This is a genomic window from Curtobacterium sp. NPDC086286, from assembly GCF_044746255.1.
Taxonomy (GTDB): Bacteria; Actinomycetota; Actinomycetes; order Actinomycetales; family Microbacteriaceae; genus Curtobacterium.
Window position 1 is genome coordinate 295,749 of record NZ_JBIVBW010000002.1, and the last position, 20,153, is coordinate 315,901.

Genomic DNA, 20,153 nt, shown 5'->3' on the forward strand with positions numbered 1-20,153 from the left:
AGGAGGGCGGGTCACGCGGTGTGGACTGCCGCGCGCTCCCTGCGGGACCGCGCGGTCAGACCGATCCCGGCGGCGACGGCCGCGATCGCCACGAGCGCGGCGTACGCGGCGCCGACGCCGGCGAGTCCGACGGCGCCGGTGAAGAACCCGGCGACGAGCACCGGAACCCCGTAGGCGGCGTACGCGACCAGGTAGACGGCGGCGAAGAGGCCGCCACGGGTCGCGTTGTCGGCGAGTGGTCCGAGGATCCGCAGGGAGGAGCCGAACGCGGCGCCCTGGCCCGACCCGCCGACGACGGCGGCCGCGACGAGCAGCGGGAGGTCCGCGGAGAGGATCGCCGACCCGGCGCCGATCGCGCCGAGCAGCAGCAGCGCGGCACCGACCGCGGTCGCGATCCGGGCGGTGGCGCGTGAGAAGAGCATGCCGGCCACCGCGGCGGCCGCCGGTTGCAGCGCGACGACGGCCGCGCTGGCGGTCCCGCCGTCGATGCCGAACACGCCGTCGTCGAGACGTGGGCCGAGTCCGAGGAACAGCCCGGAGAACATCCAGCCGGCGACCGTCAGCGGGGCGAGCACGGCGAACCACGCTCGTGCTGCACCGGGCACCGCGAGCACCGGCCGCAGGGACATGAGTGCGCCGGCGTGCCGGTCAGCGGTCTCGTCGGCCGCGAGGACCGCGGCGATGCCGACGAGCAGGACGACCCCGAGGGTCAGGAAGACGGCGGCGGTGGGGTCCGGGGTGAACTGTGCCGCGATCCCGCCTCCGAACGCCCCGAGCGCGAGCCCGCCGACGGGAGCGGCACTGGTCAGCACGGTCATCGTGCGACGGTGTCGTTCGCTCGACAGCTCGATGATGGCCGCCGTGAACGTACTGGTGGCGGCTCCCGTCGCGATCCCCTGCACGGCCCGCGCGGCGATCACCCACCCGATCGAGTCGGCGAGCAGGAACAGGACGCTCGCGATGAGCATGAGCACGAGCGCCCCGATGAGGACGGGCCGACGCCCGATGTGGTCGGACAGCCGTCCGGCCACGAGGAGTGTCCCGAGCAGGGTGACCGCGTACACCGTGAACGCCGTCGTCAGCTGCCAGTCGGGGAAGCCCCACGCCGACTGGTACACGACGAACAGCGGGCTGCCGGCACCCGCTCCGAACGCCACCGCGACGGACGCGACGACGACGCCGATCAGGGCGAGGCGTCGGTACGGGGCTGAGGTGCAGCGGGAGCCACTCGACTCGGACCTGCGGAGCAGCCCCAGCGAGCGGACCGCGATGCTGCCGACGATGCCGGTCGCGACCGCGACGACGACCCAGGCGAGGACGGTCCCCAGGGTGCCAAGGCCGGCGGTGGAGAGCAGTCGCACCGCGTACGTGGCGCTCGCCGCCGTCGTGAACGTCATCGCCCAGAACCCGATCGCGAACCCGCTCCGGACGTACCGGCGCACGAGGAAGGCGTGTGGGAGCAGGAAGGCGACCATGGTGCCCGCGAGGGCGGTGTCGACGACGGAACCCGCGCCTCCCGTCATGGTCCACCAGGCGTTGCCGGCGACCGCCGGCGGCGCGGACAGGATGGCGAGCGTCGGCAGGAGCGGCGGCGGCACGGCGGGTCCGGTGGCGAACCGTGCGATGAGCACCGCGCCCACGAGCAGCCAGAACAGCACCCCGGTCGCGAAGTACCCCATCGCCAGGTCGTGGTGTCCGATCACGGCGAGTGACTGCGCACTGAGCAGCGAGCCGGCCACGGTCGGGAGCAGGTAGCCGCCGTGCAGGGAGGCGGCTTCGCGGGGAGACGTGAGGAGATCGGTGACGAACCAGGCGCCGAAGGCGGTCGTGAGCGCCAGCATCGTCCAGACGCCGACGGCACCGGCGACGGGCGCCCAGGTCGCGAGGTGGGCGGCGAGCAGCGAGCCGACGGCGGGGACGAGCGCGGCGAACGGCCCGAGCACGGGGTGTCGGAGGTCGGCGCCGATGGCACGGAGCCCGCCGGGGCGGTGAAGGTACCGGACGATCGTGACGGCCCAGGCGATCGCGGCGGCGGCCCACAGGACCTCGCCGATCGCCGTGGGCGCACCGAGCAGGCTGCCGGCGGCCGTCCAGGTACCGGCGAGTCCGGCGGTGCCGAACGCGATGCCGAAGGTGTTCAGGGGGAGCCGGGGGTGGTGCGTGGCCGTGGTGTTCATCATGCCTCCTGTGGCGGTGCCGCTGTAACCATCCAGAGTGGTTGCGTATTCCGTGGCGCGAGCGGTGACGGACTGGAGGCGCGGTGCGGGCTGGCGCCGCGCCTCCAGTCCGGTGGTGGGTCGCGTCAGCCCTTGATCCAGGCGAGGACGTCCTGCTGCAGGACCGCGCGGTAGTCGCCGTGGATGCCGTGGGGGGCGCCGGGGTAGGTCTTGAGGGTGCCGTCGGCGACGAGCTCGATGGCCTTGCGTGCGGCGTCGTCGATGGGGACGATCTGGTCGTCCTCGCCGTGGTTGATGAGGATCGGCACGGTGAGCGCCCTCAGGTCCTCGCTCTGCTCGGTCTCGGAGAAGGCCTTGACGCAGTCGTACGCGGCGGACAGGTTCACGTTCTGGCCCTGGCGCCAGAAGTCGAGCTTCGCGCCGTACGAGACGTCCCGGCCGTGGTTGGCGCCGAAGAAGCTCTCGGAGAGGTCGAGCCAGAACTGCGACGCGTCCTCGAGGACGCCGGCACGGATGCCGTCGAACACGTCGATCGGGGAGCCCTCGGGGTTGCTGTCGGACTTCACCATGATCGGCGGGATCGCGCCGGCCGTGACGACCTTCGCGACGCGGCCGTTCGCGTACTGCGCGGCGTAGCGGACGACCTCGCCGCCGCCGGTGGAGTGTCCGAAGACGATCACGTCGTGCAGGTCGAGGTGCTCGATGAGCGCGGCGAGGTCCTTCGCGTACTGGTCGATGGTGTGGCCGACGGCGGTCTTCTCGGAACGGCCGTGGCCGCGGCGGTCGTGGGCGATGGTGCGGTAGCCGTTGTCGCTGAAGAACTTCAGTTCCGGCTGCCAGGCGTCGGAGCTGAGCGGCCAGCCGTGCGCGAAGACGATGGGCTGTCCCTCGCCCTGCTCGGTGTAGTACATCTCGATGCCGTCGGGAGTGGTGAACGTGGGCATTGCAGGCTCCTTGCGTCGTGGTCTGGTGCCGGACGAAGGTCGTCGGCGATCGTCACGCTAGGAGCGGTGCGCGCGGCAGGGCGTGTCCCCGTCGGGACCACCCACGGCCTCCGGTGCGACCGCACGGGTGACCCGGGCGGGGACACGCTGCGACGGTGCGCGGTCCCTAGCGTCGGCTGCGTCCACGACGAAGGGAACCAGCCCATGACCGATCTCACCCTCACCCAGGCGCACGCCGCCATCGCCGCCGCCGAGGCGAAGGCCGCCGAACTCGGCGTCCCCTCGACCGTCACCGTCCTGGACCGGGGCGCACGCGTCGTCGCGGTCGCCCGGCAGGACGGCGCACCGCTGGTGTCCGTCGACGCCAGTGCCGCGAAGGCCCGCACCGCGGTGTCGTTCGGTGCCGCGTCCGGCGACCTGGCCGGCGCCGTCCAGCCCGGTGCACCGCTCTACTCGCTCGGGGCGGCCAGCCACGAGCCGCTCACGTTCGTCGCGGGCGGTGTCCCGGTGACCGACGCAGCCGGTTCCGTCATCGGTGCCGTGGGGTCGAGCGGCGGGTCCCCGGACCAGGACCTCGTGATCGCGGAAGCCGCGGTCGCCGCGCTCTGAACCACCGGTGTCCCCGCCCGCGCTGACTGGCCCGGGCGGGGACACGCACGTCCGGGGGCGGCCGATCTACCGTCCCGACATGCACACCGAGATCACCGAGTACACCGCCGACCGATTCTCCATCCCCATGGCGCAGCCCTTCGACGAGGTCGTCGCGGCGTTCGAGCTGGCCGTGCCGCCGCTCGACCAGACGAGCCTGACCGAAGCACTGGCGCGGCACCGCGACTGGGACACGGTCGAGACCTGGACCGAGCAGCACGCACCCCGTGGCTTCATCCGGTACTGGCGGAACGAACCGACCGCGTTGATGGCCATCGCCGGGCACCGGTCGTCGTGTGTCTCGTACCTGGTGGGGAACCACGTCGTCGCGGAACGGATGTACCGGTTCGACCCGCGCGTGATGGGGCTCGCGCCGTTCCGCATGACCATCTCGCAGCGGCCCGGGGACCCGGTCCTGCTCACCGCCGACGTGCCGAGCGCGTCGTTCGGCTCCTTCGGTGACGGGCGCATCACCGCCGTGGCCCACGGTCTGGACCGCGAGTTCGCGGAGCTGCTCATCGCACTCGGCGCTCCGGTCCCCGAAGTCCTGGCGGAGCTGTGACGGCGTGCCCGTCGTCAGCGGACCTGCTCGACGACGCTCTCGCCGTGCGGTTCCCCGATCCGGACGACGGGATCCGCGAGGATCCGGGCGAGGGGGATCGACACCAGCCCGGTCGCGGGCGGCGTGTCCGGGGCGGAGGGGTCGCGACGGCGGCTGCGCATGGAGGAAGGCTAGGCACCCGCCGTGCCGGGCCGCGTGGCCGCGCCACGGTCACCCTGGAGCCGGCGCCGTGAGCATCGACGAGACCCTCACCTGGGTCGTCGCGTTCCTCGTCGTGACGGTCGCCGTCAGTGCAGCCGCACGGCGCGTGGGGTGGTCGGCCCCGCTGGCCCTCGTCGTCATCGGGGTCGCCGTGTCCTACGTGCCGGGTGTGCCGCGCGTGGACGTCGAACCGGACTTCGTCCTGTCGGTCCTGCTCCCGCCCCTGCTGTTCGCGGCGGCGCTGCAGACCTCGCTGTCGGACGTCCGTGCCCGGCGGGAATCGCTGTTGCTGCTGTCCGTCGGGCTCGTCGCGTTCACCACGCTGGTCGTCGGCGTCGTGACGTGGGCCGTGGTCCCGACGCTGACGCTGGCGGCGGCGTTCGCCTTCGGTGCCGTCGTGGCGCCGACCGACGCGGTGGCCGTCTCAGCCGTCACCCGGCGCGCACCGCTGCCGAGGCTGCTCGCCTCGGTCCTGGACGGGGAGAGCCTGCTCAACGACGCGACGGCGCTCGTCGCGTTGAACACCGCAGTGGTGGCCATCGTCGCGGTGTTCGACCCGGTCCGCGCCGCGGGCGAGTTCGTCCTCGCGGTGGTCGGCGGCATCGGCATCGGGTTGTCGGTCGCGTTCGTCATGGGCGCCGTCCGGAGGCGGCTCTCCGTCGCGGTGCTCGACACGAGCCTGTCCCTCGTCACGCCCTACGTCGCGTTCCTGCTCGCGCACGGCATCGGTGCATCGGGTCCACTCGCCGTCGTCGTCACCGGACTCTTCCTCGGGTACCGGTCGCCGGTCCTGCAGTCGGCCGAAGCCCGCCTGGCCGAGTCGCTCAACTGGCGCACCGTGCAGTTCCTGCTCGAGAACGCGGTGTTCCTGCTCATCGGACTCAGCCTGCCGGCGATCCTGCGCGGGGCCTTGTCGTCCGGGATCGGGCTGGGTCGCGCGCTGCTCGTGATCAGCGTGGTCCTCGTGACGCTGGTGGCCGCGCGGCTCGGCTGGAGCCTCGCCGTGACGGCGGTCTACCGATGGGGGCCGGCGCGGCTCCGACGCCGGAGCTGGCAGTGGCGCCTGGACCTGCCGGTCACCGTCGCGGGCGTCCGGGGGGTCGTCACCCTCGCCGCGGTGTTCCTGCTGCCCGAGCAGACGCCGCACCGGGCGTTCCTGCAGTTCCTCGCGTTCGTGGTCGTCGTCGCGACGCTCCTGCTCGGGCTCTCGCTGCCGTGGGTGATCCGCCGGGTCGCGCTGCCACCACCGAACCTCGACCAGGAACGGATGGAGACCCAGCTGCTCCTCGCCGAGGCCCGCGCCGAGAGCCTGCAGCTCGTCGACGGCCTCGACGACGGTGCCTACGACGACCGGGCCGTCGAACGCGTGCGGATCGACGCCGCCCTGCTGGGCGAGACGTTCGTCGGGGACGACGGGGTCCGAGCCGACCGTGCGGCCTCCTACGCGGAGCTGCGGATGCGCACGATCGCCGAAGAACGTCGAGCGGTCCTGCGCGCGCGCCGGGAGGGGCGCTACGCGGAGACCGCCGTCCGTGCGGTGCTGACCGTCCTCGACATCGAGGAAGCCGCGGTCCGCGCGACGCTCGCCGGCGACGTGGACTGACGGCCGGCCGGTGTCTGACCGTGTCCGGACCATGTCCCTGACGGGAGCACGCGGCGCTGTCCGCACCGCTCCTAGCGTCGACCTCGCCACCGACCACCCGGGTCGGTCGAACCCAGGGAGTCATCGATGAGCACCACGGAGACCACGGCCGGTCACACCGCCACCACCGTCCCGACCAGCACCGTGACCGCGGCGAACGGCACGACCTACGCCTACCGCCGGTTCGGGAGCAGCACCGACGGCGTCCCACTCGTCTTCCTCATGCACTTCCGCGGCAACCTCGACAACTGGGACCCGGCGCTCATCGACCCGATCGCGGCTCGGCGCGAGGTCGTCCTCGTGGACAACGCCGGCGTCGGCGCGTCGACCGGGACGGTCCCGACCACCGTGGGGCAGATGGCCACCGACCTGCTGGCCTTCACCGACGCCCTCGGCATCCGTCGGTTCGACGTCTTCGGGTTCTCGCTCGGCGGGTTCGTCGCCCAGGACCTCGCCCTCCTCCGACCGTGGGCGGTCCGCGCCCTCGTCCTCGCCGGGACGGGCCCCGCCGGTGCGCCGTCGATGCACGGATGGCGGGAGGACATCGAGCGCGAATCACGGCACGACGTCCCCACGGCGGAGAGCCTCCTGTACATCTTCTTCGCGCACACGGACACGAGCCGGGCTCGTGGCGTCGACTTCCTCCGGCGGTTGGGCGCTCGGACCGAGGACCGCGATGCGCCGACCACCCCCGCTGTGCGCGACGCGCAGTACGACGCCGTGCTCGCCTGGGGCGTCCCGGACATCTCGAAGCTCGAGCGCTTGACCGGGATCCGGCAGCCGACGCTGGTGCTCCAGGGGGACGACGACCTGATGATCCGGACGCCCGGGAGCCACACGCTGGCCGGACTCATCCCGGACGCGCGCCTGCACGTGTTCCCCGACGCCGCCCACGCGTCGATCTTCCAGTACCCCGACGAGGCCGCTGCCATCGTCGAGGACTTCCTCACCGCGGCCACCGCCGCCTGACCCGGAGCGATCATGACCACCACCACGACCCTGCTCGACCGCATCCTCGACGCCCACGGCGGCAGCCGCTGGGCCGACGTCTCCACCATCTCGGCGAACCGACACTTCGGAGGCGCCTTCTGGGGCCTCAAGCAGGTTCCGGGGATCGCCGAGGAAGGTCGGTTCACCGTCGACCTCCGCCGCCAGCGCACGTCGCTCGAACACTTCGGTGCCGACGACCTCCGTACGGAGTTCACCGGCGACCACGTCGCGGTCGTCCGCACGACCGCGCACGGCGACGAGGTCGTCGAGGAACTCGCCGATCCGCGATCGTCGTTCCGCGGCCACGTGCTCGAGACGCCGTGGAACCGGCTGCAGCTCGCCTACTTCACCGGCTACGCCATGTGGACGTACAACACCGAGCCGTGGTCGTTCACGTTCCCCGGCGTCCGCGTCGAGGAAGTCGGCCCGTGGACCGAGCCGGACGGAGCCACGTGGGACCGCCTGCGCGTCACCTACCCCGACAGCATCGCGACCCACACCCCCACGCAGACCCTCTACGCCGATGCGGACGGCGTCCTGCGCCGCCGTGACTACGAGGTCGACATCGCCGGTGCCTCGCCGAGCGTCGAGTACATGACCGGCCAGACCTGGGTCGACGGCCTCCTGCTCGCCACCGAGCGCAACATCTTCGTCCGCGACGGGGACGGCCACGCGCTCCCGGAGCCGCTCATCGTCTCCATCGGCATCGACGACGTCGTCGTCGGGTGACCGGGCCCACCATGCGAGTCGTCGTCGCCGGCGCACACGGCAAGGTCGCACGGCTGCTCTCCGCGCAGCTGCGGGCCGGCGGGCACGTGCCCGTCGGCCTCATCCGGAATCCCGACCAGCGCGGGGAGCTCGCACGTGCGGGCGTGATCGCGATCGTGCTGGACCTCGAACACGCCTCGGTCAGCGACGTCGCGGCGGTGCTCACCGGTGCGGACGCCGTCGTCTTCGCAGCGGGCTCCGGGGAGAACAGTCCCAGCAGCCGTTCGCTGTCGATGGACCGGGACGGAGCGATCCTCCTCGCCCAGGCCGCGGTGGTCGCCGGCGTCCGGCGGTTCGTGGTGCTCTCCGGCGCCGGTGCAGACGACTACGAACGCGGCTCGACCGAGCCGTTCCAGGTCTACCTGCGGGCCAAGGCCGACGCGGACGCCGCCGTCCGGACGCTCGACCTCGACTGGGTGATCCTCCGCCCCGACGCGCTGCACGACGGCGCCGGCACGGCACGGTTCTCGGCCGGAGTCCGGGTCGAGCGGCTCGGGATCGCTCGCGAGGACGTCGCGGCGGCGTTGTGCGACGTCGCCGTCGGCCAGGACCCGGGCCGGGTGCAGCTCGAGATCACCACCGGCGACCTGCCGCTCCGTGCCGCGCTCCGTGCCGCGGACGTCGCGGTCGGTTGATGCCCGCACACCCCCGATCGACGGCACGACGACAGGAAGGCCAGACATGACGGAGATCACAGGAGCAGTGGTCGTGGTGACCGGTGCGAACGGCGGCCTGGGACAGGAGTTCGTCCGACAACTGCTCGACCGCGGGGCGGCCACGGTGTACGCCGCAGCACGGACTCCACGCGCTCAGGTCGGCGACCGCGTGGTCCCGATGCGGCTCGACGTGACGGATCCGGCATCGGTGCGGGCGGCCGCGGACGCGGTTCCGGACGCGACGATCGTCGTCAACAACGCCGGAGTGCTGCGCAGCGGATCCCTGGTGGACGGCGACATCGCCGCTGTCCGGGAGCAGATGGAGACCAACTTCTTCGGACCGGTGCAGGTCACCAGGGCGTTCGCGCCGGCACTGCGTCGCGCACACGGTGCGGTCGTGAACGTCGCGTCCGCGCTCAGCTGGCTCGCGATCGGCAACGGGTACAGCGCGTCCAAGGCTGCGCTGTGGTCGGCGACGGACTCCATGCGCCTGGACCTCGCCCCCGACGACGTCCAGGTGCTCGGCGCGTACCTGGCGTTCACGGACACGCCGATGACACCGGGGGACATGCCGAAGAACGACCCGGCAGACGTCGTCGCCGCGATCCTGGACGGCGTCGAGGCAGGGGCGCACGAGGTCCTCGCCGACGACCTCACGCGCGCGGCACGGTCATCCCTCGCTGCCCCGGTCCACGAACGCTACGACGCCCTCCGGTGAACGACGGAACGGCCCGCGGGGACCCTGATCGGGTCCGCGCGAGCCGTTCGTCGTCTCACACGTCCAGCGGTTGGAGCGTCCGGAGCGCGATGGGGACCGCCAGGCGCCCCTCGAGAGCCGAGCCGAGGGCCGCGAACGCGGCGCCCGCTGCGTGGCTCTCGAGGGCGGACTGGTCGGCCCAACGCTCGACCATCACGAACCGACCCGTTCGAGCGTCGTGGTGGAGGTCGTACTGTTCGCAGCCGAGATCCTCGGACCGGACCCGCGCGACCGCGGCGAGCAGGGCCTCCTCGACGGCCGGTTCGTTGTACGGCGCGGGTTCGATCTCCGCGATGACGACGATGCTCATGACTTCCTCCTCGACTCAGGCGACGCGCTGGCCACCGTCGACGTGCACGGTGGTCGCCGTCAGGAACGGGTTGGTGAGCGCGAACACGACCGCGTCCCCGATGTCCGCCGGTGTTCCGACGCGCCGGGCGGGGTTCGTCCGGGCGACCTCGTCGAAGAACGCCGACTTGTCGTCCAATCCGTCCCAGGACCCGGAGTCCACGACACCGGGTGAGATCCCGACGACCCGGATCGGGGCGATGTCCACCGCGAGGGCCGGGACGAGTGCGTCCACCGCGCCGTTCGTCGTCGCCATGACGGCGAGCCCTCCCTGCGGCCGGGCGGAGACGTACCCGGAGAAGAGCACGAACGAGCCCCGCGGTGACATGCGCGGCGCGAAGTGCTTGGTCAGCAGGAGCGGGCCGAGGACCTTCGCCCGGAACGCCTCCTCGATGTCGGCTGCCGCCAGGGTCGTGACGGGGCCGTTGGCGTGGTCGGCCGCGACCGTCACGACGTGGTCCACCGGTCCGAGCACGTCGGCAGCGGCGATGATGCTCTCCTCGTCGCCGAGATCGAGGCGGACGGCCGCCGTCCCGCGTCCGACGATCTCGGCGACCTGTTCCGCGGTGTCGAGTCGTCGGCTGGCAGCGACGACCCGCGCGCCGGCACACGCGGCCGCCTGCGCGATCGCGGTGCCGATGCCTGATCCGGCGCCCACGACGAGGACGGTCGTGCCGTCCAACCCCTGCGTGCTCATCGGATGGCGTCGAGGCCGGCCTGCGCGATGACGGCGTCCTCGTCGGGCGTACCGCCGCCGGAACCGACAGCACCGATGACGGTCCCGGTCGCGTCCGTGATGGGGAGTCCACCGGCGAGGAAGGCGAGGGGCTCGGTGCTCGCTGCGCCGAGCGTGTAGAGCGGGGCGCCGGGCTGGATCGCAGCTGCGAGGTCCCCGGTCGCCGCGCCACCGAAGTACACCGACGTCCGGGCCTTCGCGAAGCTCGAGTCGACGGACACGAGCGGGGCGCCGTCCTGGCGGACCGAGGCGACCATGCGGGCGCCGCGATCGAGGACGGTGATCGACGACGGGACGCCGAGTTCGGTGGCCTTGGCGTCCGCGGCGGCGATGATCTCCTGTGCCTGCGCGAGAGTGATGGTCATGCTGGTTCCTTTCGTTGTTTCGTACTCGGTGGTGGGGGACTCGGGGTCAGAGCGCCGGCTCGTCGGTCACGACGACCTTGCCGATCACGCGACCGCTCTCGACGAGGGCGTGTGCCTCCCGCAGGGTCTCGGCCGAGATCGGTCGGAGCACGGTGGTCGCCGTGTGCCGGACCCGGCCGGCGTCGACGAGGTCCGCGACGGTGTCCAGGAGCTCGTGCTGACGATGCATGTCGGTGGCCTGGTGCAGCGAACGGGCGAACATGAACTCCCAGTGCCAGCTCAGTGCCTTCGACTTCAGTGCTACGACGTCGACCTGTTCGGGATCGTCGATCGCGACGATCTCACCGAAGGGACGCAGCACGCGCTCGTACACGGGGAGCTGTCCTGCCGAGTTCGTGGTCAGGATCCACTCGATCCCGTCCGGCGCGACCTCGAGGACCTGTGCGGCCAGGTCCGCGTGGTGGTCGACGACGTCGTGTGCGCCGAGGTCCCGGACCCAGGACTCGCTCGCCGGACGTGACGCGGTCGCGATGACCCGCACGCCGGGCAGCAGCGTCCGGGCGAGCTGGATGGCCATCGAGCCGACGCCACCAGCGCCGCCGACGACGAGCAGGGTCCCGGTGGCGTCAGCACCGATGCGGAGCTTCTCGAACAGGCTCTCCCAGGCGGTGATCGCGGTGAGGGGAAGCGCTGCGGCCTCGGTGTGCGACAGGGTGCGGGGTCGCCGCCCGACGATGCGCTCGTCCACGACCTGCAGCTCGGCGTTGCTCCCGGGACGGTCGATGGCCCCGGCGTAGAACACGTCGTCGCCCGGAGCGAACAGGGTCACGGCGTCTCCGACGGCGCGGACCGTGCCGGATGCGTCGAAACCGAGCACACGGACGCCGCCGTCGGGTTCGGCACCGCCCCGGAGCTTCACGTCGACCGGGTTGACCGAGACGGCGCGGACCTCGACGAGCAGGTCGTGGGGCCCGGGAACCGGTTCGGGGATGGTCGTCGGCACCAGGCTGCGCGCGCTGGTCACCGGGAGAGCTGCGGTCTGTCCGATCGCTCGGACCTCGTTCGTCGTCGTCATGTCAGCACTCTGCACCCGGTGCTGTGGTTACCCGCAAGGGCCCCTGGTTACCCCGCGGTAACCATGGAATCCCTGATGGGCGGCGGTACCCATCGGGAATCGACCCCTTGTCGAAGGCCGCGGCGCGCGCTACCGTTCCGGTGTGACCCCCTCGACGAGCCACCCTCTCGAAGCGGCGCACGTGCTCGACGCCTGCGACCGGAACGACGTGTACGCAGCCGCTTGCCCCTGCCGCGAGATGCTCGACCTCCTCGCCAACAAGTGGACGGCGCTCGCGATCGGTGTGCTCGAGGACGGCCCGCAGCGGTTCGGGGAACTCCGGCGCCAGCTGCAGGGTGTGAGCCCGAAGGTCCTCTCGGCGTCCCTGAAGCGCATGGAGGGGGCCGGCCTGGTCGACCGCACCGTGTTCGCCGAGGTCCCGCTGCGGGTCGAGTACGCGCTCACACCGCTCGGTCGCGGTGCTGCCGCGCCGCTCGCGCACCTGCGCGACTGGGTGAACGAGAACGTGACGCGGCACTGAGACTCCTGACGGGCGATGCCATCACCCTGACGGAGCGCGCGCTGATGCGTGCCTCTGTCGGGGACACGCTTCGGCGGCCGCACGGCCGCACGGCCGCACGGCCGTGCGGTGTCGGCTCAACGCGCCCCCGGCGCCCCCGCCACCCGCTCGAGGATCCCGTCCAGCGCCGATCGATCCCAGAACGACCCCGCCCGGACCACCCCGTCGATGCGCCCCAGCGCCGTGTGACTCGCCATCGGATCGGCGGCGAGCAGCACCGCGTCCGCCCGTGACCCGGGTGCCAGGCGTCCGGTCTCGGTCTCGAGCCCGAGGAACCGCGCCGCGTCGGACGTCGCCGTCCGGAGGATCTGCAGGGGCCCAAGACCGGCGTCGGCGAGGTACCCGAATTCGTCGTGGAGCGCGAAGCCCGGGATCACCCCCGCGGCACCGTCGGCATCCGTCCCGGCGAGCATCGGGACGCCCGCGGCGGCCAGGAGCCCGACGAGGCGAAGTTGGGCCGCCCAGTGCGACTCGAGGGCGTCCCGGGTCGCCGACGGGAGGCCGGCGAACTTCCGGCCGGACCGGTCCCACGAGCGGAGCTCCCCGGGTGCGATGTAGCGGCGACGGTCGTCGTGTCGGTGCTCCGGCGCGTTCGGGAACTGTTGCGTGTGCAGGCGGACCAGGGTCGGGCACTGCCAGGTCTCGTGCTCGACGAAGAGCGCTGCCAACTCCTGGGCGGCCTCCTCGTCGAACGTGTCGTCGGCGAGCGTGAGCGCGCGGGCGGACGAGTCCGAGGTCCTCGTGGCCGGGTTCACCACGATGCCGCGGATCACGCGACCGATGACGCGCTCCATGCCCGGCAGCCTGACCGTGGGGATCTTCGGCGTGCGAGCCGCTCCGACCGCGGATCGCACCTCGGCCTTGCGGGACGACGTCGCGGCGAACACGGTCGCGCCGGGCCCGAGGTGCTCGATCGCTCGCATGCCTCCTCGGGACGCTTCGCGCGGGTCCACGTCGTTCGGGAGGTGTCCTGCGAGCGGGACACCGAGCCGACCTGCCTCAGCGAGTGCTGCGAGGAACGCATCGCACCCGACGAGGGCCGCCTTGATGAAGTCGGCACCCTGGGCGTGCTGGTCACGGACGGTCGCGACGGCGGCCTCCGCGGTCGACGCGTTCACCGGGGTGAGGAGGTCTCCCGGCGTGGCGAGGAGTGCCGGAGCGCCGAGCGGTGCGGGCAGTGCACCCGCGGCACGGGCTGCCAGCAGGGCGGGCGAGCCGGACATCTGGCGGAACCCGACCACCCCGTTCGCGAGCATCAGTGCGTAGGCGCCGTCGACGTCGTCCGGGGAGTTGAGCGGGTGGGCGTGCATGTCCGCGAAGCCCGGCACCAGGAACCGGCCGCGTCCGTCGACGACCTGCTGGCCCGCGGCCGTCCCGGTCTGCGACGTGGCGGACACCGACGCGATGGTCGCGCCGGTGAACCGCACGTCCTGCCCGGCCGTGGCGGTCCCGTCGAGCGGGTCGACGACGGTGACGTCCCGGATGACGACGTCGTGGTCGGCCGTGGGTGCGGTGACGTAGCGGCTCATGCGCGGTCTCCGTCGCGGTCGTCGCGATCGCGGCCGTCGAGCCAGTCCTGTTCGGCGGCTTCCACCGCCTCGACGGACCCGGGCCGGTCCGTGCCGGGCAGGTCGTCGGCGATGCGGTGACCGCTCGCCCAGAGGACCGTCGCGAGCCATCGGTACGACGGCCGACGGTCGTCGACCGCGACGGAGGACAGGTCCGGCACGGTGCCGGGAACGGTCGGTGTCACCGTGTCGGATTCGTAGACGCACGTCATCGCGGCCAGCCGCCAGCCGGTGCCGGTCCGGCGTGCGCGGTACAGCAGCCGGACGCGGGAGGCCAGGTCGACCTCGGCGCCGCCCAGTCCGGCGCGGACCTCGATGACCGCCGGTGCGGCGACGATCGCGCGGTCACCGAGGAGGTCGACGACCGGCGGGCTCATCCGGTGTGTGGCGGCGGTCCCACCGGCGGCCATCGCGATGGACCCCGCGACGAAGTCTCGCGCGCTGCCGTCGAACCAGCTGATGCGTACGCGGCCGTCCGACTCCCACGCGTCACGCATGCGGTCCCACCGCCCGCGGTCCCGCCCCTGGCGTTCGCGCAGCACGAGCTGACTGATGTCGGTGACGTCGTCCACGATCTGCTCCTTCGTCCGGGGGCCGAGCGTAGGACGGCGTGAGAGCGGTTCGGCGAGGGTTTCCACTCAGCGGAAGACGGCGTCGGCGGTAGGGTGCAGCGGTGGGCCACACTCGCACGGGGACGGTCGGTCGGGCCTTCGCGATCCTGGGGTGCTTCGACGACCGCCACCCGACGCTGACGCTGAGCGAACTCGCGCGTCGCTGTGGCCTGCCCGTCAACTCGACGCTGCGGATCGCGCGGAGCCTGGTCGCCGAGGGCGCCCTCGAACGCCGGGCCGACGGCCGGTTCACGATCGGGCTGCGCCTGTACGAACTGTCGTCCCTCGCCCCGCGGGGCGTGGGGCTCCGCCAGGCCTCCCTGCCGTACCTCCAGGACCTGCACGACCTGACGGGACAGCACGCCATGCTCAGCGTCCGTGAAGGGGACGAGGCGGTCCTCGTCGAGCGCGTCTCGCCCAAGCGCGGGACCCGGAGCGTCGACTACCGGGTCGGCGGCCGGATGCCCCTCGCGGCGACCGGCGGCGGACTCGTCCTGCTCGCGTTCGCGCCCGACGAGGTCCAGGAGCGTGCGATCACGACGTTCGACGTGCGGACCTCGGTCGACGAGGTGACGTCGGCGGTCGAGCTCCGCCGGTACCTGTCGGCCGTCCGTCGGACGGGTGCCGCCGTCGGCTCGCAGCGGTCCCCGCGTGCCCTCGTCGCGGCGGGTGCGCCGATCCGGGACGCCTCGGGCGTCGTCGCGGCCCTCTCGATCGTGATGCCGGCCGGGCACGCCGAGCCGAGCACCGTCGTGCCCGCGTTGCACGCGTGCGCACGGGCGATCACGCGCGACGCGACGCGCTGACCCGCTCGCGCCGTGCCGTGGTCCGGCACCGCGTCGGACGGGAGGCGCGGTGCCGGCCCGCACCGCGCCTCCCGTCCGATGCCGGGCCCTTCGCCGGCGGCCCCACCGCTGCCATACTGGCGACATGACGATGGCGCAGCCCGTCATCGGGCGCGAGCGGGAGGGCTCCGCCCTGCGGGACGCCCTCCGCGACGCCCACGACGGCGGCTCCGCGTTCGTCATCGACGGTGAGGCCGGGATCGGCAAGTCGACGCTGGTCGCCGATCTGGTCCGCCACGCGACCGACCTCGGCGTCCGACGGCTCTCGACCGCGGGGACCCTCGCCGAGTCGGCCGAGCCCTACGCCGCACTCCACCTGCTCCTGTACCCGTTGCGCAGCGGGATCGCCGACCTGCCCGCACCGCAGCGTCGTGCGCTCGAGGTCGCGTTCGGTCTCGCGACGGGGATCCAGCCCTCGCCGCTGCTCGCCGGGCTGGCGGCGCTGACGCTGGTCTCCGACGCCGCCTCGGAGGGCCCGATCCTGGTCGTCGCCGAGGACCTGCACTGGATGGACGCCGCGTCCGAGTGGGCGATCCGGATGATGGCCCGGCGGGTCGACCAGGACCCGATCGTCATGGTGATCACGACCCGGAACACCGAGACCGCGGACGACCCCGCGGTCCGGCGCCTCCACCTGACGCCGCTCGACGAGTCGGACGCCGGCCGCCTGCTCGACGCCGTCCCCGGGGCGCCGATGGGCCAGGCGCGACGTGACCTGGTGCTCCGCGCCGAGGGGAACCCGCTCGCGCTGCACGAACTCAGCCGCACGACACCGGGGGACCGGACCCGCGACCGTCCCGTGGTGGGCCGGGTGGAGCAGGAGTTCGCCGCGCGGTACGCGGAGCTGGACCACCCCGCCCGGCTGGCCATCCTCGCCGTCGCCCTGTCCGGTGGTACCGGCGCCGAGGAAGCCGCGCGGGTGGCCGCCCGGACGCTCGGGAGGTTCCCGCCGCCGACGTGGACGGAGCAGGCCTCGGCGTCGTCCCTGCTCGAGTGGGTGGCGCCCCGCGCGATCCGGTTCCGGCACCCGCTCGTGCAGTCGGCGGTCCTCACCGCCGCGTCGCCGACGGAGCGCACCGCGGTCCTGCGCTCCCTGGTCCTCGAGCACGACCACGACCCCGCGCGCACGGTCTGGTGGCGGGCCGAACTGGCGACCGGCCACGACGACGACCTCGCGGACGAGATCGCCGCGATCGGCGACGAGCGGTCGGCGATGTCCGACCCGTTCGTCGCGAGCCGGGCGTACGAGCGCTCGGCCGAGCTGACCTCGGACGTCGCCCGACGCGTCAGCCGGCGGATCCTCGCGGCGGAGCACGCCGGGCTGTCCGGACGGCTCGCGGACGCCTCGCTCCTGGTGCAGCGAGCGTGCGACGAGGCGCCCGACCGGCTCCTCGCAGCACGCGCGGCCTTCGTCGCCGAGACCCTGCCCACCGGTCGGACCGGGCTCGCGGTGGGCGACCTCGGGCCGGCCCTGCACGCCGTCTCCGAGATGCAGCAGGGCGGCGGGGTCGACCACGCCACCGCGGCGCTGCTGCACCTCGCCGCGATCGCCTGGGACCACACCGCCGAACCGGACCCGGGCGACCCGATGCTCGTCGTGGTCGAGGCGCTCGCCCTGCCGGACGACGACCCCCGGTCGATCCTGCTCGCGGCCCGGACCGAGCCGGTGGTGCGTGGCGACCGTGTGCTGGAACGCGCGCTCGCCGCCGCACCGACCGCCGAGGACGAGGGCTCCGCCTGGTACCTCGGGTACGCGCTCAACCTCGTCGGGGAGATCGAGACGGCACGCGTCCTCCTCGACCGTGCCGTCCGGAGCATGCGGGCGCGTGGTGACCTGCGCACCTTCCCGCAGGCGCTCATGGGGACCTCGATGACCACGTTCCTCGGTGGGGACCTCGCGCGGGCGCGGGTCCTCGCCGAGGAGGCCTCCTCGCTCGGACGGGACCTCGGTGACGACGGCTTCACCGCCGCGACCCGGTGCGCGCTCGCGTGGTTCGACGCCCTCGACGGCAAGCAGCCGGACCCCGAACGGATCGCGGGCGGGACGGCTGCCGGGGCGCAGGTGCTCCGGTCGAGTGCGATGCGCGCGACCCTGCTCGGCGCCGCGGGGGCGGCGTCCCTGGTGTCCGGTCGCGCGGCCGAGGCACTCGAGTCCGTCCGGGCCCTGGCCGATCCCGACCACGACGCGTTCAACCCGACGTTCGCCGTCATCACCTCGCACGACTTCGTCGACGCCGCGCTGGAGTCGGGCAACCGCGCCGACGCCGAGCAGCGGGCGGCGGACCTCGAGCGGCTCCACGCCCGCTGGCACGCGCCGATCGTCCGCGCCGCCCTCGACCACGCGCGGCTCGCACTCGTCCCCGACGCCGACCTCGAACCGGCGTGGGCGTCCGTGCAGCACGAACGGTGGCCGGTGCCGTACGTGCAGGCCCGTGCACTGCTCCGCCTCGGCGGCCGCCTGCGCCGGGCGGGTCGGCGGGACACCGCCCGTGCCGCCCTGCACGCCGCCCTCGAGCTGTTCGAGTCGATGCCCGCGCCGGCGTGGGCGGACCGGACCCGTGACGCCATCCGGGCGACCGGGCAGCGGGTGGCAGTGGCGGGGCACGGCGGCGTCGAACTGCTCACGCCGCAGGAGCTCCGGGTCTGCACGCTCGCGGCACGGGGACTGAGCAACCGAGCGATCGGCGAGCACCTGTTCGTCTCCCCGCGGACGGTGGGGGCCCACCTGTACGCAGCGTTCCAGAAGCTCGGGATCTCGGCCCGGCAGGAACTCGCCGCGGCCCTGGCGGCCGGCTCGTCCGCCGACTAGGTCATCCGGCAACGCATCTCGGTCACCGTGACCGATGTGCACCGGTACCGTGCGCCCCTAGCGTCGTCAGCGCCACCAGGCACCGCCCTCGACGAAGCAGGTCCGCGCCTCCCGCTGCGGACCCGGAAGGACCGCACCATGCCCGGATCACCCACCATCGTCCTCGTCCACGGAGCGTTCGCCGACGCCTCCAGCTGGGCCCCGGTGACGAGGCTCCTCCTCGACCAGGGCCACCACGTCCTCGTCCCGCCCGTCTTCAACCGCAGCCTCTCCGGCGACGCGGCCTACATCCGGTCCTTCGTCGAGCAGATCGACGGACCGGTCCTGCTCGCCGGGCACTCGTACGGCGGCGCGATCCTCACCGTGGCCGGTGTCGCCGAGAACGTCGTCGGCCTCGTCTTCGTCGCCGCGTACGCGCTCGAGGAGGGCGAGAGCCTCGGGGCCCTGCAGGGCGGCTTCCCGGACAGCGACCTCGCCGCGAACCTCGTGTACGCGCCCTACCCCGTGGACGGCGGCGAGCCCGGCACGGACGTCTCCGTCGCCGTCGACGCCTTCCCCGCCGTCTTCGCGGACGGGCTCGCACCGGCCGAGGCGCAGGTGCTCGCGGTGTCGCAACGTCCGCTCTCCGCCGTCGCGTTCGGCGAGCCGGCATCGGCGGCCGCGTGGAAGGCCAAGCCGTCCTGGGGCATCGTCTCCAGCGCCGACCACACCATCAACCCCGACGTCGAGCGCTTCGGGTACCAGCGCGCCGGCGTCCGCGAGGTCGTCGAGATCGACGCCCCCCACCTCGTGATGCAGACCCACCCCGCCGAGGTCGCCGCGGTCATCACCACCGCCCTCGCCGCTGTCAGCTGACCCCGGCCCCTCGACCGACCGACCGAGAACCACCGAACAACCACAGGGAGACCACCATGGGATACGTGACCACCGACGACGGTGCAGAGATCTACTTCAAGGACTGGGGGAGCCACGACGCGCAGCCGATCGTGTTCCACCACGGCTGGCCGCTGTCCTCGGACGACTGGGACGCGCAGATGCTGTACTTCCTGGCCGAGGGCTACCGCGTCATCGCCAGCGACCGCCGCGGCCACGGACGCTCGTCGCAGATCGGCACCGGCCACGACATGGACCACTACGCGAGCGACGTCTCCGCCGTGGTCGAACACCTCGACCTGCACGACGCGATCCACATCGGCCACTCGACCGGTGGCGGCCAGGTCGCCCGGTACGTCGCCCAGTACGGCCAGCCGCAGGGCCGGGTCGCCAAGGCCGTCCTCGTCGCGGCGGTGCCGCCGCTCATGGTCACGACCGAGGCGAACCCCGACGGCACCGACATCTCGGTCTTCGACGGGTTCCGCGAGGCGCTCGCCGCCAACCGTGCCGAGTTCTTCCAGGCCGTCGCCTCCGGCCCGTTCTACGGCTTCAACCGTGACGGTGCGACGCCGTCGGAGCCGGTCATCGCGAACTGGTGGCGTCAGGGCATGACGGGCAGCGCGCTCGCACACTACGAGGGCATCAAGGCGTTCTCGGAGACCGACCAGACGGAGGACCTCAAGGCCATCACCGTTCCGGTCCTCGTCCTGCAGGGCGACGACGACCAGGTCGTGCCGTACCGGGACGCGTCGCTGAAGCAGGCGGAGCTCCTCAGCGACGCCACCCTCAAGATCTACGAGGGGTACCCGCACGGCATGCTGACGACCCATGCAGACGTCGTCAACCCGGACATCCTCGCGTTCCTCCGGAGCTGAGTGCACCGACGCTGCGGACGCAGCGTCCCGGACTGGAGGCGGGGGGGGGGGGGGGGGGCGGGGGGCGCCCCCCCCCCCCCCCCCCCGCCCCCGCGCGCCCCCCCCCCCCCGCGCGGGGGGGGGGGGCGCGGCCCCCCCCCGGGC

The 20,153-nt window shown here is 73.0% G+C and carries 21 protein-coding genes; 12 read left to right on the plus strand and 9 right to left on the minus strand.

Annotation, left to right across the window (positions count from 1 at the left end; all coding sequences use genetic code 11):
* Positions 1–11 precede the first annotated feature (11 nt).
* Both ACIPKM_RS04880 and ACIPKM_RS04885 read right to left on the minus strand, forming a co-directional pair.
* Positions 12–2,180, minus strand: coding sequence for an MFS transporter (locus ACIPKM_RS04880; RefSeq protein ID WP_217637351.1), 2,169 nt, complete (start codon positions 2,178–2,180; stop codon positions 12–14).
* Between the two features lie 122 nt (positions 2,181–2,302).
* Positions 2,303–3,121, minus strand: a complete 819-nt coding sequence (locus ACIPKM_RS04885; protein ID WP_071295132.1) for an alpha/beta fold hydrolase — start codon at positions 3,119–3,121, stop codon at positions 2,303–2,305.
* Between the two features lie 204 nt (positions 3,122–3,325).
* On the opposite strand from ACIPKM_RS04885, the gene ACIPKM_RS04890 reads away from it, so the two are divergent.
* The gene (locus ACIPKM_RS04890) at positions 3,326–3,730 is read left to right on the plus strand and encodes a heme-binding protein (RefSeq protein WP_071295133.1); all 405 of its coding nucleotides are present in this window, start codon (positions 3,326–3,328) and stop codon (positions 3,728–3,730) included.
* 79 nt (positions 3,731–3,809) lie between these two features.
* Complete coding sequence (locus tag ACIPKM_RS04895; protein WP_071295134.1) at positions 3,810–4,331, plus strand: hypothetical protein; 522 nt, start codon at positions 3,810–3,812, stop codon at positions 4,329–4,331.
* A 14-nt stretch (positions 4,332–4,345) separates the two neighbouring features.
* Here ACIPKM_RS04895 and ACIPKM_RS04900 read toward each other — a convergent pair whose 3' ends face one another.
* Positions 4,346–4,492 (minus strand): hypothetical protein, encoded by a 147-nt coding sequence (locus ACIPKM_RS04900; RefSeq protein ID WP_175473760.1) that lies wholly within the window; start codon positions 4,490–4,492, stop codon positions 4,346–4,348.
* 68 nt (positions 4,493–4,560) lie between these two features.
* Here ACIPKM_RS04900 and ACIPKM_RS04905 point away from each other — a divergent pair, with 68 nt between their 5' ends.
* From ACIPKM_RS04905 to ACIPKM_RS04925, 5 genes are all read left to right on the plus strand, one after another.
* On the plus strand, positions 4,561–6,135 hold the full coding sequence (locus tag ACIPKM_RS04905; RefSeq protein ID WP_071295135.1) for a sodium:proton antiporter: 1,575 nt from the start codon (positions 4,561–4,563) through the stop codon (positions 6,133–6,135).
* 126 nt (positions 6,136–6,261) lie between these two features.
* On the plus strand, positions 6,262–7,143 hold the full coding sequence (locus ACIPKM_RS04910; RefSeq protein ID WP_071295136.1) for an alpha/beta fold hydrolase: 882 nt from the start codon (positions 6,262–6,264) through the stop codon (positions 7,141–7,143).
* A 12-nt stretch (positions 7,144–7,155) separates the two neighbouring features.
* On the plus strand, positions 7,156–7,893 hold the full coding sequence (locus ACIPKM_RS04915) for a hypothetical protein (RefSeq protein ID WP_071295137.1): 738 nt from the start codon (positions 7,156–7,158) through the stop codon (positions 7,891–7,893).
* Positions 7,894–7,904: 11 nt separating this feature from the next.
* Positions 7,905–8,567 (plus strand): NAD(P)H-binding protein, encoded by a 663-nt coding sequence (locus tag ACIPKM_RS04920; RefSeq protein WP_071295161.1) that lies wholly within the window; start codon positions 7,905–7,907, stop codon positions 8,565–8,567.
* Between the two features lie 46 nt (positions 8,568–8,613).
* Positions 8,614–9,306, plus strand: a complete 693-nt coding sequence (locus ACIPKM_RS04925) for an SDR family oxidoreductase (RefSeq protein WP_071295138.1) — start codon at positions 8,614–8,616, stop codon at positions 9,304–9,306.
* Positions 9,307–9,361: 55 nt separating this feature from the next.
* Here the strand turns inward: ACIPKM_RS04925 and ACIPKM_RS04930 are convergent, their stop codons facing one another.
* Genes ACIPKM_RS04930 through ACIPKM_RS04945 form a run of 4 tightly spaced genes read right to left on the minus strand, consistent with a single transcriptional unit; the run spans position 9,362 to position 11,869 of the window.
* Positions 9,362–9,655, minus strand: a complete 294-nt coding sequence (locus tag ACIPKM_RS04930; RefSeq protein WP_071295139.1) for a putative quinol monooxygenase — start codon at positions 9,653–9,655, stop codon at positions 9,362–9,364.
* Positions 9,656–9,670: 15 nt separating this feature from the next.
* Positions 9,671–10,390 carry an SDR family oxidoreductase gene (locus ACIPKM_RS04935; RefSeq protein WP_071295140.1) on the minus strand — a complete coding sequence of 240 codons (720 nt, stop codon included), beginning with the start codon at positions 10,388–10,390 and terminating at the stop codon, positions 9,671–9,673.
* Entirely contained in the window at positions 10,387–10,794 is a 408-nt protein-coding gene (locus ACIPKM_RS04940; RefSeq protein ID WP_071295141.1) for a heme-binding protein, read from the minus strand. The genes ACIPKM_RS04935 and ACIPKM_RS04940 overlap by 4 nt, the downstream gene beginning before the upstream one ends.
* Before the next feature lie 46 nt (positions 10,795–10,840).
* Positions 10,841–11,869 carry a zinc-binding alcohol dehydrogenase family protein gene (locus ACIPKM_RS04945; RefSeq protein WP_071295142.1) on the minus strand — a complete coding sequence of 343 codons (1,029 nt, stop codon included), beginning with the start codon at positions 11,867–11,869 and terminating at the stop codon, positions 10,841–10,843.
* Between the two features lie 142 nt (positions 11,870–12,011).
* Between ACIPKM_RS04945 and ACIPKM_RS04950 the strand changes: the two genes are divergently transcribed.
* Positions 12,012–12,389: a helix-turn-helix domain-containing protein gene (locus tag ACIPKM_RS04950; protein ID WP_254790780.1), complete on the plus strand. Its 378-nt coding sequence runs from the start codon at positions 12,012–12,014 to the stop codon at positions 12,387–12,389.
* A 116-nt stretch (positions 12,390–12,505) separates the two neighbouring features.
* On the opposite strand, the gene ACIPKM_RS04955 is transcribed toward ACIPKM_RS04950, so the two are convergent.
* Positions 12,506–13,957, minus strand: coding sequence for an amidohydrolase family protein (locus tag ACIPKM_RS04955; protein WP_402736281.1), 1,452 nt, complete (start codon positions 13,955–13,957; stop codon positions 12,506–12,508).
* Complete coding sequence (locus ACIPKM_RS04960) at positions 13,954–14,568, minus strand: nuclear transport factor 2 family protein (protein ID WP_402736282.1); 615 nt, start codon at positions 14,566–14,568, stop codon at positions 13,954–13,956. Before ACIPKM_RS04960 ends, ACIPKM_RS04955 begins: the two co-directional genes overlap by 4 nt.
* A 101-nt stretch (positions 14,569–14,669) precedes the next feature.
* On the opposite strand from ACIPKM_RS04960, the gene ACIPKM_RS04965 reads away from it, so the two are divergent.
* The 4 genes from ACIPKM_RS04965 (at position 14,670) to ACIPKM_RS04980 (ending at position 20,009) form a co-directional block, all read left to right on the plus strand.
* Positions 14,670–15,413 carry an IclR family transcriptional regulator gene (locus ACIPKM_RS04965; protein ID WP_402736283.1) on the plus strand — a complete coding sequence of 248 codons (744 nt, stop codon included), beginning with the start codon at positions 14,670–14,672 and terminating at the stop codon, positions 15,411–15,413.
* A gap of 124 nt (positions 15,414–15,537) precedes the next feature.
* Positions 15,538–18,261 (plus strand): AAA family ATPase, encoded by a 2,724-nt coding sequence (locus tag ACIPKM_RS04970; RefSeq protein ID WP_402736284.1) that lies wholly within the window; start codon positions 15,538–15,540, stop codon positions 18,259–18,261.
* Positions 18,262–18,399: 138 nt separating this feature from the next.
* The gene (locus ACIPKM_RS04975) at positions 18,400–19,116 is read left to right on the plus strand and encodes an alpha/beta fold hydrolase (protein ID WP_402736285.1); all 717 of its coding nucleotides are present in this window, start codon (positions 18,400–18,402) and stop codon (positions 19,114–19,116) included.
* Positions 19,117–19,172: 56 nt separating this feature from the next.
* Positions 19,173–20,009 carry an alpha/beta fold hydrolase gene (locus ACIPKM_RS04980; protein WP_071295149.1) on the plus strand — a complete coding sequence of 279 codons (837 nt, stop codon included), beginning with the start codon at positions 19,173–19,175 and terminating at the stop codon, positions 20,007–20,009.
* Positions 20,010–20,153 lie beyond the last annotated feature (144 nt).

Excerpts from the sequence above, each read along its gene's own strand:
- ACIPKM_RS04880 (WP_217637351.1), bottom strand. The coding sequence starts at position 2,180 with ATGATGAACACCACGGCCACGCACCACCCCCGGCTCCCCCTGAACACC.
- ACIPKM_RS04915 (WP_071295137.1), top strand. The coding sequence starts at position 7,156 with ATGACCACCACCACGACCCTGCTCGACCGCATCCTCGACGCCCACGGC.
- ACIPKM_RS04910 (WP_071295136.1), top strand. The coding sequence starts at position 6,262 with ATGAGCACCACGGAGACCACGGCCGGTCACACCGCCACCACCGTCCCG.
- ACIPKM_RS04975 (WP_402736285.1), top strand. The coding sequence starts at position 18,400 with ATGCCCGGATCACCCACCATCGTCCTCGTCCACGGAGCGTTCGCCGAC.
- ACIPKM_RS04920 (WP_071295161.1), top strand. The coding sequence starts at position 7,905 with ATGCGAGTCGTCGTCGCCGGCGCACACGGCAAGGTCGCACGGCTGCTC.
- ACIPKM_RS04935 (WP_071295140.1), bottom strand. The coding sequence starts at position 10,390 with ATGAGCACGCAGGGGTTGGACGGCACGACCGTCCTCGTCGTGGGCGCC.
- ACIPKM_RS04925 (WP_071295138.1), top strand. The coding sequence starts at position 8,614 with ATGACGGAGATCACAGGAGCAGTGGTCGTGGTGACCGGTGCGAACGGC.
- ACIPKM_RS04885 (WP_071295132.1), bottom strand. The coding sequence starts at position 3,121 with ATGCCCACGTTCACCACTCCCGACGGCATCGAGATGTACTACACCGAG.
- ACIPKM_RS04970 (WP_402736284.1), top strand. The coding sequence starts at position 15,538 with ATGACGATGGCGCAGCCCGTCATCGGGCGCGAGCGGGAGGGCTCCGCC.
- ACIPKM_RS04955 (WP_402736281.1), bottom strand. The coding sequence starts at position 13,957 with ATGAGCCGCTACGTCACCGCACCCACGGCCGACCACGACGTCGTCATC.
- ACIPKM_RS04930 (WP_071295139.1), bottom strand. The coding sequence starts at position 9,655 with ATGAGCATCGTCGTCATCGCGGAGATCGAACCCGCGCCGTACAACGAA.
- ACIPKM_RS04940 (WP_071295141.1), bottom strand. The coding sequence starts at position 10,794 with ATGACCATCACTCTCGCGCAGGCACAGGAGATCATCGCCGCCGCGGAC.
- ACIPKM_RS04900 (WP_175473760.1), bottom strand. The coding sequence starts at position 4,492 with ATGCGCAGCCGCCGTCGCGACCCCTCCGCCCCGGACACGCCGCCCGCG.
- ACIPKM_RS04980 (WP_071295149.1), top strand. The coding sequence starts at position 19,173 with ATGGGATACGTGACCACCGACGACGGTGCAGAGATCTACTTCAAGGAC.
- ACIPKM_RS04945 (WP_071295142.1), bottom strand. The coding sequence starts at position 11,869 with ATGACGACGACGAACGAGGTCCGAGCGATCGGACAGACCGCAGCTCTC.
- ACIPKM_RS04895 (WP_071295134.1), top strand. The coding sequence starts at position 3,810 with ATGCACACCGAGATCACCGAGTACACCGCCGACCGATTCTCCATCCCC.
- ACIPKM_RS04890 (WP_071295133.1), top strand. The coding sequence starts at position 3,326 with ATGACCGATCTCACCCTCACCCAGGCGCACGCCGCCATCGCCGCCGCC.